The 16,252-nt window shown below is 66.2% G+C and carries 12 protein-coding genes; 4 read left to right on the top strand and 8 right to left on the bottom strand.

What is annotated here, in order from left to right; translation table 11 throughout:
- The first annotated feature begins 387 nt into the window (after nt 1-387).
- The gene (locus AC1VVM_RS16480; protein ID WP_482904680.1) at nt 388-990 is read left to right on the top strand and encodes a DUF938 domain-containing protein; all 603 of its coding nucleotides are present in this window, start codon (nt 388-390) and stop codon (nt 988-990) included.
- Here the strand turns inward: AC1VVM_RS16480 and AC1VVM_RS16475 are convergent.
- The 4 genes from AC1VVM_RS16475 to AC1VVM_RS16460 form a co-directional block, all read right to left on the bottom strand.
- Nucleotides 977-2,314 (bottom strand): MATE family efflux transporter, encoded by a 1,338-nt coding sequence (locus tag AC1VVM_RS16475; RefSeq protein WP_482904679.1) that lies wholly within the window; start codon nt 2,312-2,314, stop codon nt 977-979. The two genes, AC1VVM_RS16480 and AC1VVM_RS16475, sit on opposite strands and share 14 nt — an antisense overlap.
- Before the next feature lie 33 nt (nt 2,315-2,347).
- Nucleotides 2,348-3,949, bottom strand: a complete 1,602-nt coding sequence (locus tag AC1VVM_RS16470; protein ID WP_482955523.1) for an FAD-dependent oxidoreductase — start codon at nt 3,947-3,949, stop codon at nt 2,348-2,350.
- A gap of 1,074 nt (nt 3,950-5,023) precedes the next feature.
- The gene (locus AC1VVM_RS16465; RefSeq protein ID WP_132386739.1) at nt 5,024-6,283 is read right to left on the bottom strand and encodes a cytochrome P450; all 1,260 of its coding nucleotides are present in this window, start codon (nt 6,281-6,283) and stop codon (nt 5,024-5,026) included.
- Between the two features lie 23 nt (nt 6,284-6,306).
- Nucleotides 6,307-6,633 carry a 2Fe-2S iron-sulfur cluster-binding protein gene (locus AC1VVM_RS16460; protein ID WP_132386737.1) on the bottom strand — a complete coding sequence of 109 codons (327 nt, stop codon included), beginning with the start codon at nt 6,631-6,633 and terminating at the stop codon, nt 6,307-6,309.
- Nucleotides 6,634-6,788: 155 nt separating this feature from the next.
- On the opposite strand from AC1VVM_RS16460, the gene AC1VVM_RS16455 reads away from it, so the two are divergent.
- The gene (locus AC1VVM_RS16455; protein ID WP_482955522.1) at nt 6,789-7,514 is read left to right on the top strand and encodes a TetR/AcrR family transcriptional regulator; all 726 of its coding nucleotides are present in this window, start codon (nt 6,789-6,791) and stop codon (nt 7,512-7,514) included.
- A 186-nt stretch (nt 7,515-7,700) separates the two neighbouring features.
- On the opposite strand, the gene AC1VVM_RS16450 is transcribed toward AC1VVM_RS16455, so the two are convergent.
- The 4 genes from AC1VVM_RS16450 to AC1VVM_RS16435 all read right to left on the bottom strand — a co-directional run bounded on the left by AC1VVM_RS16450 (nt 7,701) and on the right by AC1VVM_RS16435 (nt 12,971).
- A complete protein-coding gene (locus AC1VVM_RS16450) occupies nt 7,701-8,630 on the bottom strand; it encodes a 1-phosphofructokinase family hexose kinase (protein ID WP_482904675.1) in 930 nt (309 codons plus the stop codon).
- A 113-nt stretch (nt 8,631-8,743) separates the two neighbouring features.
- Nucleotides 8,744-10,864, bottom strand: a complete 2,121-nt coding sequence (locus AC1VVM_RS16445; protein WP_482904674.1) for a putative bifunctional diguanylate cyclase/phosphodiesterase — start codon at nt 10,862-10,864, stop codon at nt 8,744-8,746.
- Nucleotides 10,865-11,133: 269 nt separating this feature from the next.
- Entirely contained in the window at nt 11,134-11,304 is a 171-nt protein-coding gene (locus AC1VVM_RS16440; RefSeq protein WP_482904673.1) for a hypothetical protein, read from the bottom strand.
- Between the two features lie 74 nt (nt 11,305-11,378).
- Nucleotides 11,379-12,971 (bottom strand): isocitrate lyase, encoded by a 1,593-nt coding sequence (locus AC1VVM_RS16435; RefSeq protein ID WP_482904672.1) that lies wholly within the window; start codon nt 12,969-12,971, stop codon nt 11,379-11,381.
- Between the two features lie 148 nt (nt 12,972-13,119).
- Here AC1VVM_RS16435 and AC1VVM_RS16430 point away from each other — a divergent pair, with 148 nt between their 5' ends.
- On the top strand, nt 13,120-14,508 hold the full coding sequence (locus tag AC1VVM_RS16430; protein WP_482904671.1) for a helix-turn-helix domain-containing protein: 1,389 nt from the start codon (nt 13,120-13,122) through the stop codon (nt 14,506-14,508).
- A gap of 129 nt (nt 14,509-14,637) precedes the next feature.
- On the top strand, nt 14,638-16,194 hold the full coding sequence (locus tag AC1VVM_RS16425; protein WP_482904670.1) for a class I adenylate-forming enzyme family protein: 1,557 nt from the start codon (nt 14,638-14,640) through the stop codon (nt 16,192-16,194).
- Nucleotides 16,195-16,252: the final 58 nt, after the last annotated feature.

The following is a 16,252-nucleotide window of genomic DNA, read 5'->3' as shown; positions in this document are numbered from 1 at the left end:
CCGCCGACGCCTCCCCCCATCCCCCGGCGTCGGCGGCTTTTTTGTTGAGTGCGCCTCCGACATCCGTCGAAGGCTTGCAGCACCGGCCCACTCCCCCACCCGACCTCCCAGATTGTGTCCTGCAGGGAGGTCGGGTGGGGGAGTGGGCCGGTGCTGCAGGAGAGGTGGGCGCTTAGCTTTTTTGACAGCCCGCCCTGATCCCCGTCGTCCCAGCGTAGACGGGACCCCGCTTTTCTTCAGCCGTCAGCCGTGCCGCATTGCGCAAGCACATCGGCAGCAAGTTCTTCCAGCTTCAGCTCTGCATCCCCGAGCCTGACGACATGGACACGCTCGGCCTGTGGGAGTGAGCGTCTTGCAGGCATGATGTGCCGGGGCTACGCCCGTGCCATGTCCGATCTTCGCCGCACCGCACCCGCCGTCGCCCGCAATCGCGATCCCATTTTCGACGTGCTGCGCGATGTCCTGCCGGCATCGGGCACGGTGCTGGAAGTGGCCAGCGGCACCGGCGAACACGCCGTCCACTTCGCGCGCGGCTTGCCGCATCTTGATTGGCAGCCCAGCGATCCGGATGCCGATGCCCGCACTTCGATCGAGGCGTGGCGGGAGGCGGAGAGCGTGCCGAACCTCCTCGCTCCGCTGGAAATCGATGCGGCTGCCGCGGAATGGCCGGTTTCGCATGCCGATGCGCTGGTCTGCATCAACATGATCCATATCAGCCCCTGGGCGGCGACCGAGGGTCTGATGGCAGCAGCGGGGCGGCTGTTGGCCACGGGTGCAGCGCTGGTGCTTTACGGCCCTTACCGCCGCGAAGGCCATGCGATCGAGCCGAGCAATGCCGCTTTCGACGAGGATCTGAAGCGCCGCAATCCGGCATGGGGCCTGCGCCTGCTGGAAGAGGTCGCGAGGGAGGCCGATGCGCACGGGTTTGCTCTCGAACGCGTGATCGAGATGCCGGCCAACAACCTTACGGTCGTTTTCAGGAAGCGCTGAAGCTGGCCCGTACCTTGCGTGGCAGCACGGCCAACTGGCTACCCGCGCGGGCCACGAAGAACAGGGTGAAGGCGGTCCACAATCCCGCATTGCCCAGCGGATGGAGCAGCCAGATCAGCGCGCCGTAGATCGCCATGGAGACGGCCATCGTTCCCAGCATCGCCCGCGTCCATCCCGCGCCGACAAAGACGCCGTCCAGCACGTAGGACGCATAGCCGGCGATGGGCAGCACCATGACCCATGGCACGAATTGCGCGGCACGGGCGATCACCGCTGGATCGGTGCTGAAGCGTGCGGCCAGCACCTCTCCGCCGAATACATAGCCCAGCGTCAGCACCAGCGCCGTCACCCCGCCCCAGAGCAGCGCGGCGCGTACGGCGGCGTTGAAGCGGGATCGCTCGCCGGCGCCAAGCGCCTCTCCGCAGAGCACTTGCGCGGCGCTTTCGAACCCGTCGAGGATCAGCGTGGCCAGCATGAACAGCTGGAACAGGATGCCGTTGGCCGCCAGCGTCACCGGCCCGCCTTGCGCGCCGGTGCGGGCGAACAGCAGGAGCACCGCCGTCAACAGCAGCGTGCGCAGGAACAGGTCGCGGTTGAGGGCGAACAGCGCGGCCAGATCGGCGCGGCGCCACGTCACCCGGCGGCGCATCGCGGTGAAGGCGGCACGCGCCGAAGGGCGGTTGAGCACGATGGCGGCAAGGAGGAGGAACTTGAACGCTTCGCTCGTCAAAGTCGCCGTCGCCACGCCGGCAACGCCCCAGTGCACCACCAGCACCAGGAACAGGTCCAGCGCGATGTGCACGGCATTGGCGGTCACTTCCACCACCAGCACATGGCGCACCAGTCGCTGGCCGATCAGCCACCCCACCAGCACGCAATTGCCCAGCCACAGCGGCGCAGCCCAATAGCGAATGGCGATGTAGTGCTGCGCGCTCTCGCGCACCGCCGCCTTGGCATCCAGCAGGTCCAGACCGAGCGGGATCGCCAGCGGCATCGCGGCGATCAGCAATGTGCCGATCCCCAGCGCCACCGCCATCGCGCGCGCCAACGTGGCTGCCTGCGCCTGAGCATTGCCGCGTCCGGACCCTTGCGCGGTGAGCGCCACGGTGCTGGTGCGCAGGAAGTTGAAGACGTTGAGCAGCGCCATCATGAACTTGGCGCCCAGTTCCACCGCGCCCTGCGCCGGGGCGTCGCCCAGCCTGCCGATCGCCCACATGTCCGCCAGCCCGAACAGCGCGGTCGCCAGATTGGTCAGCATCGCGGGCAGGGCGATGGACCAGAGCAAGCGCGCCTGTGCGGTGTCGGGGCGGGAAAAGCGGAGCAAGGGGAACCTGTCGTGGAGGATGGAGCCGCCCGCCTATCCGACCATGTGGCGCACGGCAATCATCCCGAACACCGCGCCGACGCCCGCCGCGAAACCGGGGGCAATGTCGTTGGGGCCGGAAAGCGGCGCGGTGCAGCCGCCGATGGCGTAGAGCCCGGCAATCGGCCGTCCGTCGTCGCGTAGTACGCGGGCATGGGCATCCACCAGCACGCCGCCGCAGGTGCCAAGGCTTTCGGAGCGCAGCGGAATGGCGAAGAACGGCGCGCGCGAGATCGACCCCATGCAGGGATTGGGCTGATGGCGCGGGTCGCCGTAATAGCGGTTGTAGGCCGAGACGCCCTTGGCAAAATCGGAGTCCTCCCCGCGTGCGGCCAGCGCGTTCCAGCGCGTGACCGTTGCCTCCAGACCGGCCGGATCGATCCCGCACGCATGGGCGAGCGCGTCGAGCGAGGCGGCCCTTACCACCGTGCCGTTCTGCAACTGCTGGCGCGGGACCGGGCCGGGCGGGAGCGGGCCGAAGCGGTAGTGCACGCGGTGGCGGGCATCGAGCACTGCCCATGCCGCCGGGATGCCGCTCACCAGGCTTTCCCGGGCAAGAACGGCCCGGCCCACCTCCATCGGCGGCGCAGCCTCGTTGACGAAGCGGCCCCCCGCCGCATCCACGATCACGAGGTGCGGCTTTGCAAGCCCCGGCAGCACGATCAATGCCGGTGTGACATGCTCGGACGCCGGGCGCACGAAGCGCCAGGCGTCGCTCATCCACGCGGTTCCCGCGCCGAGGCCTTCCATCGCCGCCACCGCATCGCCGGCGCCCTCGCCGGGAGCGGGCTGCGTTGCATTCGGCGCGACGCGGCCGCTGGCGATGACCACGCCGTGGCGCGCCCGCACCCGCCGGTGCCAGCTTTCGCAGTCGATCATGGCGCCGGTCACCCGGCCGCGCTCGCTTTCAAGCGCCATCAGCGCCGCGCGGGTGCGGATCTCGGCCCCCAGTTCCAGCGCGCTGAGCAGGAGGCGGGCCTGAAGCGCGGCGCCTGCCGTGAACAGCTGCTGCGCGCGGACCCGTCCGGCAAGCCGCCGCCAGCGCAGGCGGGCCGAGCCCAGGCGGCCCTCCCACGTCGTGGCGCGGCTGAGACGGGCAAGCTCGGAGGCGCGGGCGGGAATCGGCAGGCTCTGCGGCCGGATCCTGCGCCGCCAGGTGCCGAGCCGCTCCGCGTCGATCACCGAGGTTTCCACGGCGCGTCCCTCGGCATGGCCGCCGGGGAGGGTGTCGTAATGGTCCGGATACCCCTCGCAGCGGTGCAGCGGAATGCCGCGCGAATCGTAGAGCGCCACCAGCGGTGCCACGCCATCGACGAAAGCGGCGCGGCGCTCAGGCGTGGAGGAGCGATCGCCCTCGGCCACGAAATTGGCGAGATAGTCCAATGCGGCGCTGCGCGAATCGTGCACTTTGTCGCGGATCATCAACTGGCTATTGGGCATCCAGAGCATCCCGCTCGACAGCGAGGAGGGGCCGCCGATGAGCAGGTCCTGCTCGATAACCAGCGTGTCCAGACCGGCCATGCGCGCGGCTATGGCGGCGGTGAGGCCGCCGATTCCGCTGCCGACAATGAGGACGTCGCACTCGATATCGGGCATCTGTCCAGTCCGATGGGCCGGGACGCCGATGTTCGAGAAGGGATTCTTCCGCGAATCACCTGCGCCTTTCGCTTACGCTTCAAGATGATACGATTTATGCTGCGACTGCGCAAAGATTGGCGCGGAGAGCTGTGTTGCAGGCCTGAACGAACTGCGCCCCTGTCTGCTTTTTCGCAGGACAGGGGCGCCGATTCGAGGTATCAAGTTCATGCTGCAATTGCGAAGATTCGGCGCGCCGGAGGAGGTTTAAGCTCCCCTCGGCGCGCTCTCTCCCAACGCCGCTAAGGCCGAGAACGGCCCTTCGCCTTGCACCTTGGAACATTTTTTCGCTTTGGCAAAGTCCGAATTTGCGGAAGGACGCTTCGCGTTCGATGCGTGTCCTTTGTGCAGCATGATGGAGCGCACCCGTTGGGAAGGGGGCGGGTCTCACCGTTTCGGACCTATCCCGCCTTTCCAGTGCAGGCACCCGGCGAGATCCTCCATTCTGACTTCAAAGGAGCATCCTGCGATGATTCCTGGAAATTCAGCCGATGGTACGCGGATCTGTAATTCCGGAGCGGATTATCGTTTTGGCCAATTCCATTATCAGTTCCACCGCAGGGTCCTTCGTGGTCGCGCAGGTGTCGGTGGACCGGAGGGGGCAGGGCAACCGCACCGGGGGCGTGCGGATTGGCCCCGGCGGCGCAGGTGAGCAGCCATCGGCCTGCGCCGCCGCCCCATCTCCTGATGCTCTCGTAGCTGACCAAGATTTCGCTCAGGCTGAGCTTATGGGGGCCTCCTGATGCGCGGTGCGAGGCTGCCATCCTTCGACAAGCTCAGGATGAGCGGAGGGAGGTGTTTCGGGCCCGCATTCCCGCTGTGCTCGCTCTCCCCACCCGCTCAGGCTGAGCCTGTCGAAGCCCCAGGAGGCGTGGCGTGATGAGCGGAAGGAGGTGCCTCGGGCTCGCAGTTCCCATCGCGTCAATCCCTCTCCTCTCACCAAGGCCGAGCGGTTCCAGGCTTGAACGGAACGGGGGCCGGATGATCCCACCCAGCCCCCGTGTTATCTCTCATCCCGCAGGATTTGACCCGCGCTTACCAGACCAGTGGCACTTCCTCCGGTCCGATCACGCCACCGGGGCGGTACTCGATCCGGGTGCCGGGCTTGAGTTCGAAGTTCGGAATGCGCTTGAGCCATTCCTGCAAAGCGATCTTCACTTCCAGACGGGCGAGGTGCCCGCCCATGCAGCTGTGCACACCCACGGTGAAGGCCAGGATGGTCTTGCGCGGACGGTCGAAGTCCACGGTCAGCGGATCGGGGAAGACTTCGGGATCGAAGTTGCAGGCGGGCAGGATGAAGGTGACGCGGTCACCCTTCTTGAGCTGCACGCCGCGCATTTCGTGGTCCTTGTCGAGCACGCGGCCTGAGAACGTGACCGACCAGCGGCGCAGCAGTTCCTCGACGATCTTGTCGATGTCCTGTGGACGGTCGATGATTTCCTGCCGCTTTTCCGGGTTCTCCGCCAGCCATGCCCAGATGTTGTTGAGCGTGGCGAACACGGTGTCGAGCCCGGCGATGAACAGGAAGCAGACGAAACCGAAGATCTCCTTCTCGGACATCAGCGCGCCGTCCACCTGGGCATGGGCGATCCGGCTGACCACGCCGTCATCGGGATTGGCCTGCTTCTCTGCAATGGCTTCCTTCAGATAGGCGGTGATCTTCTGCATCGCCCCGCCCATGATGGCGCGGTCATTCGAGTGCAGCAGTTCCATCGCCCAGGACACGAAAGTATCGCGCATGTCCTGCGGCAGGCCCATGATGTCCAGGAACACCGCGACGGGCAGTGGGCGGCCGAAATCCTCGGTGAATTCGCAGGAGCCACCGGCGGCGACCTTGGCTTCGATCTCGTCGATCAGATCGTTGGCGCGCTTGCGGATCAGGCCTTCCAGCTTGAGCACGCCCTGCGGGCTGAACACCGGATCGACGATGTTGCGATACTTGCGGTGGTGCGGCGGATCGATTTCGATCGGGATAAAGTAGAAGTAGTCGCTGGGATCGCGCGGGAACGGCGTGGCGCCTTCGTTCGAGAAGATCTCCGGATGGCGCAGGCCGAACAGGGCATCTTCGTGGCGGGTGAAGTGCCACATGTTCCCCATCGGGCTGACGTCGTAATAGATCGGCGGCTGCTTGTCGTGCAGCGCGGCCATGAAATCGTGCGGCGAGGCAAGGAATTCGGGCCCGAAGGTCAGGCCTACCTGGCGGATCAGATCCGCCGGAACGTGGTCAGGCACCTGATCCATCCCGACATGGCGCGGGAAAGTGGGCGGAACGGGGTTGGCGGCGTCGATCGGCATCGTTTCTCTCCCTTTCGCGCGGCTTAGAACTGATGCTCGGGAAGGTGGACGACCAGCCCGTCCAGCGCGTCCGTCATCACCATCTGGCAGGAGAGGCGGCTGGAAGGCTTCACTTCATCCGCCGCGGATTCGAGCAGTTCTTCTTCCGCCTGCGAGGACGGGCCGCCCACCGTGTCGGTCCAGTCCGCATCGACATAGCAGTGGCAGGTGGCGCAGGAGAGGCCGCCGCCGCATTCGCCGGTGATCCCGTCGATCCCGTTGTAGAGCGCGCCGCGCATGACGTTTTCGCCGGTTTCGACCTCTACCGTCGTCGCATGACCGGTATGGTCGACATAAGTCACCTTGGGCATCTGGCTCTCCTGAATCCCGTCTCTTTCGCGTTGCTTGAGAACGCTGTTCTCGGCTATTTAGCGCGAAGCACAGGCGCGAGTCAATCTCGGCGGCGCGGCCTGCTCGCCCGGTCCTTTCCGACGGGCTGGACCGGGCGGGCGAGAGCGGATACCCCATGGCAATGGCCAGCACGAACCCAAGCCCGATCCTGCCTTTGGCCATCGCGCCTTTGCCGATTGCGGACGCGGAAGAGGACCGCAGCCGCCGGTTGATTGCCGCGGCGCACCAGTTGCTTGACGAGGCAGGGCTGGAAGGGCTCACCATCCGTGCGGTGCTCGCGCGCACGGGGCTTGCGCGCCGCGCTTTCTACGAACGCTTTCAGGGCAAGGACGACCTTGTGCTGGCGGTGTTTGATACGACGCTGCGGCTGGCGGCCTATCAGTTCCGAACGATGGCCGCCGATGCCGGAGACCCTGCCGAGGCGCTGGGGACGATCGTGCGCGGGCTTGTGGTCGGGCAAGCGCAACTGGATCAGGCGCAACTGGATCGGATGCATCCGGGGCCATTGCCTGCTGGGCAGGCGCTGGTCGGCGGCGCGCATCTGCGCAGTGCGGCGCTCAGCCGCGAACACTTGCGCCTTGCCCAGCAGCGTCCGGCCGAACTCAAGGCAGCGCTGGAGCCGCTGCTGGACCTCGTGGCCGGGCACATCGCCGACGGCATGGAGGCGGGCGTGTTTCGCAAGGCCGATCCGCAGCTTCAGGCGCGGCTGATCTACAACCTTGTATCGACGACTGTGCATACCCTGCTGCTGGAGGAGGAAGGCCACGCGCCCAATCGCAGCGAGCGCGAGGCGCTGGCCGAGGCGATCTGGTCGTTCTGTCTGCGGGCGATTGCGGTCTGAGGTTCGGCTGTTCCGATCGGCCTAATCCTCTCCTACCCCCAAATCCTGTTTTTCCGTCGTCCCCGCGAAGGCGGGGATCCCGCTTACTTTTCTCCACGCCGCAAGAAAGCGGGGCCCCCGCCTTCGCGGGGGCGACGAGGTGTTGTTGTTGGGCGAGCAAGCAACGGCGAGATCAGCCGGGGCGTTTTACAACGGCTGAACCTTATCAAGCAGCCGCGCGATGTCGGCAGGGCGCGCCAGATCGGTGCCCGCGCGCAGCACGGCGGCGGAGCCTGCGGCAAGGCCATAACGGAAGGCGGAAAGGTCGTCCTCGCCCCGGCACAGCGCGTGGACCATGGCGGCGACGAAGCTGTCGCCCGCGCCCACCGCGCTCGCGGCCTCGATCTTCAGTGCGGGCAGGTACGCCGTGCCACCTGCGTGGGCTAGGACGGCGCCCTCATGCCCCAGCGTCACGGCGACGAGGCGTGACTTTCCAGCCTCGACAATCTCCATCGCCGCCTTGCCGATTGCCTCGACGCCGTCGAGCGCGTGGCCGCAGTACTCCGCGAGTTCGCCTTGGCTGGGCTTCACCAGCAGGAGTTCGCCTTGCTCGATCCCGGCCGCGAGGGCCGCGCCCGAGGTGTCCAGCACGATCTCGACCCCCTTGGGCCGCAGCAGCCGGGTGACGCGGGCGTAGAAGTCGGTCGGCACACCGGGCGGCAGCGAGCCGCTGAGGACCATCACGTCGCAGTCGGTTTCGGCCAGCACGTCAAGGCAGTGCGTCCATTCCGCCTCGCTCACGTGCGGGCCGGCGGGGGTGAAGCGGTATTCCTTGTTGGTCTCGTGTTCGAGGATATCGGCGGCGATCCGCGTCGGCCCCTTGATCTCGATCCGCGTGCGCACGAGCTGGTGCAGGTCGATAAGCCCGTCCAGCGCCGGCCCGATGGCGCCGCCCGAGAGGTAATAGCAGCGCGCGTTGCCGCCGAGCCGCACGAAGACGCGCGCCACGTTGATGCCGCCGCCGCCCGGTGCGTAGTGCTCGTTGTCGGTGCGCATCTTGTGCGTGTGCCGAACCTTCCCGACGTCGTAGGACACGTCGATCGTCGGGTTCATGGTCAGCGTGGCGATGCTCTTCATCGAGGCGGGCTCCGTGGGGAGGAGGGGGATCCGGTCATGGCGCGCGTATGGGACGCAACTCATGCCCGTCATCGCGAAGAGGCGTCAAGCGTGCCGGTAGACCGGCCGGAGCTTCAGGCGGCGCGGCTGCCGGTCTCGCGCGCTTCGAAGGTGATCGTGCCGGCGGGCCCGGGGCGGCCGAACAGGAAACCCTGACCCTGCGTGCAACCTTCGCTGCGCAAGTATTCGCGCTCCATCTCGCGCTCGATGCCTTCCGCCACGACATCGACGCCAAGGCTGCGGCCAAGGCCGATCACTGCCCGGATCACCGCCCGCGAATTGGCCTCGCGCTGGAGGTTCAGGATGAACGACTTGTCGATCTTGATCTTGGTGAAGGGGTAGTTGAGCAGGTAGCTCAACGAGGAATAGCCGGTGCCGAAATCGTCGAGCGAGATGCCGATGCCGAAAGCGCGCAAGTTGCGGATGATCGCGGCGGGACGAGGCCCGCGCTCCATTAACACGGCCTCGGTGATTTCCAGTTCGAGCCGTTCGGCAGTAAGTCCCGAGGACGAGAGCGCGTTGATGACGGTGCTCAACAGATTGCCGTTGCGGAACTGGAGCGGCGAGACATTGACCGAGAGGCGAATGTGCGCGGGCCATGTCATCGCCTCGCGGCAGGCCGAATTGAGCACCAAGCGGCCGACCTGATCGATCAGCCCCAGTTCCTCGGCCAGCGGAATGAAGACTTCGGGCGAGACGAGGCCGCGTTCGCCGTGATCCCAGCGCAGCAGCGCCTCGCAGCATTCGATCTCGCCGGTCTCCAGATTGACCAGCGGCTGGTAATGAACCTCAAGGGCGCCTTCCTGCACGGCCTTGCGCAAGTCCTTTTCCAGCCTGCTCTTGGCCTGCGCCGCCTCGTCCATGCGCGCTTCGAAACCCCGGCACGATCCGCGCCGTTCGCCTTTGGCGGCATAGAGCGCAAGGTCGGCGTAGCGCAGCAAGGTCTGCGGGTCGGAGGTGTCGTAGGGCGCGCTGGCGAAGCCGATGGTGGCGCCGATGTGCAGCATGTTGCCGTGGACGAAGAACGGCTCGCTCAGCGCGGTGATGATCGACTTGGCGACCAGTTCCGCCTGAGTCTGGCTGGAACGGCGGAAGATGATCGCGAATTCGTCGCCGCCGATGCGACAGAGCAGAGCGTCCGGCGGGATCAGTTCGCGCATGCGCCGCGCCGCGTCGGTCAGCAGCATGTCGCCGAAATGGTGGCCGTAGGTGTCGTTGACCGCCTTGAAGTGATCGAGATCGACGAAGGCCAGCGTGACGGTGTCCTCCGGAGAGGCGTGTTCGAGCACCTGGCTCAGATATTCGCGGCAATGCGCGCGGTTGGCGAGGCCGGTGAGTTCGTCGTGCCGGGCCATGTGCGCCATGCGCTGTTCGATGCGGCGGCGTTCGGTGACATCGACGATCGTCACGATCGTCACCGTATCGCCTTCCAGCTGCGAAAGCCGGGTCGAGACCATGGCTTCCACGGTGCCGCCGTCGCTGCGCAGCAGGGGCCAGCACGAATCGCCTTCCGGGCAATCGGTGGCGAGCATGCGCGAGGCCGCTTCGCGATCGGGCTCGGAGAACAGCACCTGCGCGCTCATCCCGGCGATGGCGTCCGCTGTGTAGCCGAACAGCCGGCAGGCCGCCTCGTTGGCCGAGCGCACGTGCCCGCTTGCGGCATTGTAGACGAGCATGGCCAGCGGGTTCTGCTCGAACAGCAGGCGGAAGGCTTCCTCGCGCTGCTTGAGATCGGTGATGTCGACGCGGATGCCGATCGTGCCGCCGCTGTCGGTCTTCCGCTCCTCGATCAGGATGCAGCGGCCGTTGGCAAGGCGTTGCTCGTGGCGGCAATCCGGCTGGCGGAGCATGGAGACGCGGCGGGCAAGCCACTCCTCCTCCTGCCCGAGGGCTTCCGGATAGTCGCCGCGCTCAACCCCGATGCGCAGCGTATCGCTCAGCTTGGCGCCGCGTTCCAGCAGGTCGGCGGAGCGGTGGTAGATTTCCTCGTAGCGGCGGTTCCACAGGACGTAGCGGTCATCCTCGTCAAGGATGACAATGCCCTGAGGGAGAGCCTCGATCGCTTCGCGCAGGAGAGATTCGGTCCGCGCGCTGGCGGCAAGGGCGGCCTCAAGCGATGGGTGCGCGGGTGCGACCGACGGATTGCCCGTCGTTTCGTTCGCTTCCCTTTCGTGACCGTCGCCAGGAATCAACATGGTGCCCTCAAGCTGATGGCGGGGATATAGGCAAGCCGTTAATTTTCTTGTCAATGTGGCTGCGACAGGCCGAACTGCAGGCGCAGGCGCCGGTAGTACCATCCGGATTTGTCCGGAGGCTCCGGCAGGCCGCGAAAAAGCCCGCCGCACGCGGGTGCGACGGGCTGGCTTTCCTCCCCAGGAAAGAACTCGAGTGGCCTGCCCTTCCTTGCGGGTCGGGCTGGTTTTCCGGCGGCCGGGCCGCGGTGATTTTCTGTGTTCGACCTCTCTCAGCGCCGGGTGGCGCTGCCGAGTCGGTGATAGAGGTTAGAGTACGTGGAAGAGACCGGATCGTCCTCATGCGCACGCATGTAGAACAGCACGGCTTCCTGAAGCAGCCTGAAGTCCTGGCTCGAAAGTACCGCGCGGGCGCGGGCCGGTTCGGTGGTCATGGTGGTCATTGTACCTTCCTTTCCTTGCTTGGCGGGGACCTTCCCCAGCGGCCGCAGGCCGCAATCCCTGTTTGACGGCGACCTCAGGCCGCGAATTGATTCATCGTGTTGTGTGTGCCGCCCGCCTTCAGGGCCGCCTCGCCGGCGAAGTATTCCTTGTGGTCGTCGCCGATGTCCGATCCGGCCATGTTCTGGTGCTTCACGCAGGCGATGCCCTGACGGATTTCCTGACGCTGCACGCCCTTGACGTAGCCGAGCATCCCCGCCTCGCCGAAGTACTCCTTCGCCAGATTGTCGGTCGACAAGGCGGCGGTGTGGTACGTCGGCAGGGTGATGAGGTGGTGGAAGATCCCCGCCTCGCGCGCCGCGTCCTTCTGGAAGGTGCGGATTCGCTCGTCGGCCTCATTGCCCAGCTCGGTGCCGTCGTAGTCCACGCTCATCAGCTTCGCCCGGTCATAGGCGCCGGTGTCGCGGCCTTCCGCTTCCCATGCATCGAAGACCTGCTGGCGGAAGTTCAGCGTCCAGTTGAAGCTGGGTGAGTTGTTGTAGACCAGCTTGGCGTTCGGGATCACTTCGCGGATGCGGCTGACCATTCCGCCGATCTGGCCGATGTGCGGCTTCTCGGTTTCGATCCACAGCAGGTCCGCGCCGTTTTCCAGCGCATGGATGCAATCCAGCACGCAGCGATCCTCGCCGGTTCCGCTGCGGAACTGGTAGAGGTTCGACGGCAGCCGCTTCGGACGCATCAGGCGGCCTTCGCGGGTGATCAGCACTTCGCCGTGGCCGACATCGCCCGCTGCGATCTCGTCGCAGTCGAGGAAGCTGTTGTACTGGTCGCCGATGTCGCCCGGCTCGCGGGTGAAGGCGATCTGCTTGGTCAGCCCCGCGCCCAGCGAGTCGGTGCGCGCCACGATCAGGCCCTCGTCCACGCCCAGTTCCATGAAGGCGTAGCGGACCGCGCGGATCTTCGCGATGAAGTCCTCATGCGGAACGGTGACCTTGCCGTCCTGATGGCCGCACTGCTTCTCATCAGAGACCTGATTCTCGATCTGGATGCAGCAGGCGCCGGCCTCGATGAACTTCTTGGCCAGCAGGTAGGTCGCCTCGGCATTGCCGAAGCCCGCGTCGATATCGGCGACGATCGGCACGACATGCGTCTCGTGATTGTCGATCGCGGTTTCGAGGCGCTTGGCCTCCATCTCGTCACCGGCCTCGCGCGCCTTGTCCAGATCGCGGAACAGCATGCCCAGTTCGCGGGCATCGGCCTGACGCAGGAAGGTGTAGAGTTCCTCGACCAGCGCGGGAACCGAGGTCTTCTCGTGCATCGACTGGTCGGGCAGCGGACCGAACTCGCTGCGCAGCGCCGCGACCATCCAGCCCGAGAGGTAGAGGTAGCGGCCCTTGGTCGTGCCGAAATGCTTCTTGATGGAGATCATCTTCTGTTGGCCGATGAAGCCGTGCCAGCAGCCCAGCGACTGGGTGTAGTTGGCAGGGTCGCGATCATAGGCCGCCATGTCCTCACGCATGATTCGCGCGGTGTAGCGGGCGATGTCGAGGCCGGTGCGGAAGCGGTTCTGCAGGCGCATGCGCGCGACCGATTCCGGCTCGATGCCGTTCCAGTTGGGCTCGGTGCCGATGGTCTGGCCGGCTTCGGTGATCTTGCTCTGGTAGGTCACTGCCAAAAGTCCCCGTCGAAAAATGTGTTTGGGCGATGACCTTGAGGTAGGCCCCATTTTTGCAGTGCGGAACGGCCTGCGAAGTCCGGTTGTCAAACTTTACAGATATTCCTTGTAAAGATGTGCAGGCATGACAAAGTGCTGAGCCATGGCGGAATCGAGACCTCTCTACCTTGGCCCCAGGCTTCGCCGCCTGCGTCGTGAACTGGGCCTGACGCAGCAGGCCATGGCGGACGATCTGGAGATCTCGCCCAGCTATGTCGCGTTGTTGGAACGCAACCAGCGCCCGGTCACGGCGGACATGTTGCTGCGCCTTGCGCGGACCTATCGGCTGGACATTGCCGACATTGCCGGTGACGATGGCGAGGACTATGCCCGCCGCGTGGGGGACGTGCTGCGCGACCCGCTGTTCGCGGATATCGACTTGCCCTCGCTGGAAATCGCTGACCTGGCGATGAGCTTTCCGGGCATTTCGGAAGCGCTGCTACGGCTTCACGGCGCTTACACCCGCGAAAGTCAGGCGCTGGCCGAGCAGCGTGCCTCCGGCCCGGCGGCGGAAGAGAACGAGCCGGTGCGCGAGGCGCAGCGTTTCCTCGGCCAATCGCGCAACTACTTCCACGCCATCGACGTGCGGGCGGAGGAGCTGGCCGGAGAGATCGAGCAGGCCCGCGGTGCAACCGCATGGCTCGCGGACAAGGGCGTGCGCGTGCGCTTCCTGCCGCCCGACGTCATGGTCGATTCGCTGCGACGGTTCGACCGGCATAACCAGCAGTTGCTGATCGACGATACGCTCGGCCCCTCAAGCCGGGCATTCCAGATCGCCACTCATATCGCCCACACCGCGATGCGCGGCGACATCGTCGCGGTCGTGCGCGCTGCCGCGTTTGTGCAGACGACTACGGCGACGCTCGTGCGCCGCGCGCTGGCGGGCTACGCGGCGGCGGCGATCCTGATGCCCTATGCCAAGTTCGCCCGCGCGGCGGAGGCGCGGCGCTACGATATAGAGGTGCTCTGCGGGCTGTTCGGCACCAGTTTCGAGCAAGTCGCGCACCGGCTCACGACGCTGCACCGTCCGGGGGAAGAGCGGGTACCGTTCTTCTTCCTGCGCGTGGATGAGGCCGGGAACGTCTCGAAGCGGCTGGACGGCGCGGGTTTCCCCTTCGCGGCGCATGGCGGCGGCTGCCCCTTGTGGTCGGTGCATCAGGTGTTCCGCTGGCCGGGCGAAGTGCGGACCCAGTGGTTGGAACTGCCGGACGGTCAGCGCTTCTTCTCGATCGCGCGCACGGTCACCTCGGGCGAGGGGCGGCATGGGCGGATGAAAGTCACCCGCGCCGTGGCGCTCGCCTGCGCGGCGGACGAGGCGGGTAAGCTGGTCTATGGCGGCGAGTCAGAGGCCAGAGCGACGCCCATCGGCGTGACCTGTCGCCTTTGCCAGCGCGCGGATTGCGCGGCTCGCTCGGTGCCGCCGATCGGGCGCGACGTGCTGGCGGACGACTATCGCCGCGCCGCGCAGCCCTATACCTTCTCCGAAAGCTGATATTCTCTATTGCGAATTTAAATTCGTAAATACGACGATTCCGCCCCGGCGATGGCGGGGCGCAAATGCTTGCGATGGCGACCTTCGCAACGCAGAATTGCCCCCAGAGGGCAGGAACCCGGCGAGAGGATGAGTGCATTGAGCAGCGAAGGCACGCCGGGCGCGGCCCGGACTTTTCCCGAACTGATCCGCTCTGCCGCCGCCGCTTACGGCGATGCCGTGGCGATCACGCTGGACACCGAAACCGGCAGCGAAAGCGCCACTTTCACCGATCTTGACCGCCAGTCCGCAGAATTCGCGCGCGGATTGCTGGCGCGCGGCGTGGGGAAGGGCGCGCGCGTCGGGTTCATCTTCGGCAACGGTCCGGGCTTCGCCACGGCCTTGGCCGCCATCGCCCGTATCGGTGCGGTCGCCGTGCCGATCAGCACGATGATCCGCGCCAACGAACTGGTCCGCGTGCTGCGCCAGAGCGACGTGCAGGGGCTGATCGTTCAGCGGACCATGCTGGGGAAGGATCTGGTGGCCCGGCTTACCGAGGCGCTGCCCGAACTGGCCGACCAGACTTGCGGCGCGCTGCGCTTGCCGCGCGCGCCGTACTTGCGCTGGATCGTCTCCAGCGGCGCGGACTTGCCCGCCGCCGTCGCGCCGATGGCGTGGCTTACCGATGTCGATGTGGGCGAAGAATTGCTGCGCGAGGTCGAGTCCGAAGTCCATCCGACCGACCAGATGATCGAGATCTACACCTCCGGCTCGATGGCGCTGCCCAAGGGCGTGCGCCACCTCCACGGCGCGGTTCTCGCGCGCAGCCACTGGCTGGTGGAGATGCTGGGCGTGAAACGGGGCGAAGAGCGTCCCGCGCAATTGCCGATGTTCTGGGTGGGCGGGCTGATGCTTTATCTGCTTCCCAGTTGGGAGCACGGCGCCGTCACCACCTGTACGGAACGCACGCTCAGCAACAGCCGCTTCGCCATGGGATCAGTGCTGGCCGAGGAAGACCTCGAACGCATCAAGGGCCCGCAGCCCTGGTGGGGCCTCGGCATGAGCGAGACGCTCGGCCCCTATGGCTGGGGCGATGAGTTCCGCGTTTCCGGTCGCCCGGTCTGCGCGCCGATGGACCACTTCGCCCCCGGCTACGACATCCGCATCGCGGATGAGGACGGCCGCGCGGTGGGCGATGGCGAAGTGGGTGAAATGCAGGTGCGCGGCCCCGCCGTCGCCCCGGCACTCCACAAGATCGACCGGGCCGAGCATTACACGCCGGACGGCTACTTGCGCACCGGCGACCTCTGCCTTGTCGAAGATCGGGCGGACGGCCGCCGGATTCATTTCGTGGGACGCGGCGGGGACATGATCAAGGTTTCCGGATCGAACGTCTCGCCCGCCGAGGTGGAGATGGAATTGCAGGCGCTGGACGGCGTGCACAGTGCCTATGTCGTCGGCCTGCCGGATCGGGAGCGGGGGGCGCTGCTGGTGGCGGCGCTGGTTCCGCGCGACGGGGCGGCGCTCGATGTGCCTGCCATCGAGGCGCGGATGAAGGCCAGCCTTTCGGCCTACAAAGTACCGCGCGCGTGGGTGGAACTTACTCGCGAAGAGGTGCCGCTGCTGCATTCCAACAAGGTCGCCCGGCGCGAAATCGCGCGGATAGTGGCGGAGCGGTTGGAAGCGGAAAAAGTCATTAGCAGCTAAGGCCTCGAGCAATCGGCCACGAGATTTGAACATCAACTTCGTCGTCCCCGCGAAGGCG

It is taken from the genome of Novosphingobium sp. BL-S-33 (assembly GCF_056857025.1).
Note: the sequence above shows the minus strand (reverse complement) of the source record. Positions and strands in the feature narration are given on the sequence as shown.